Source organism: Kocuria subflava (assembly GCF_012163155.1).
GTDB classification, from domain to species: domain Bacteria; phylum Actinomycetota; class Actinomycetes; order Actinomycetales; family Micrococcaceae; genus Kocuria; species Kocuria subflava.
The window spans coordinates 1-551 of the sequence record NZ_JAAVUN010000210.1 but is presented as its reverse complement, the minus strand read 5'-3'; the positions used below and the strand labels follow the sequence as shown (position 1 = coordinate 551).

Annotated in this window: 2 pseudogenes; both read right to left on the bottom strand. The window is 66.1% G+C overall.

The window, feature by feature from the left end:
• A pseudogene (locus tag GTW58_RS13810) lies at window positions 1-258 on the bottom strand (lipoyl synthase); the annotation flags it as partial.
• A gap of 97 nt (window positions 259-355) precedes the next feature.
• A pseudogene (locus GTW58_RS14395) lies at window positions 356-551 on the bottom strand (lipoyl(octanoyl) transferase LipB); the annotation flags it as partial.

Here is a 551-nt window from a genome sequence, read left to right as displayed (position 1 = left end):
ATCGCAGCGGCGCGTGCACACGGAGCCGCCGATCAGGAATGACGCCTCACGGTCTTCCCAACACTCGTAGATGTTGGGACAACCAGCTTCCTCGCACACCGTGTGCAGTCCCTGTCCGCGGGCCATGGACTTGAGCTTGGTGTACTCGGGCCCCATGTGGGCCGTGTTCTTGAGCCAGTTGGGCTCCTTCTCGATCGGAACCTCGGCGTTGCGGGCCTCCACGCGCAACAGGCGGCGGCCTTCGGGTGCGATGGTCATACGGCGATCTCCTGGGTGGTGCTGGTTGGTGCCGATCCGCTGCCGGGTGTGACGGTCCCGAGGGCTGCGGACGGCCAGGGGCGGACGGGCCGAGTTCTCACGGGTGAACCGGTGTGGGCCACGGCAACGGCGGTTGGTCCCGGGGAATCTCGGACACTTCGCACAGCTCGGCCTCCCGGCGACGGAATTCTTCGATCACCACGTCAACCACGTCGACCGGCTCAACATTCCTGCCCAGTTCCCGACTGATCGAGGTGACGCCCGCCTCGGGAATGCCGCAGGGGATGAAGTCC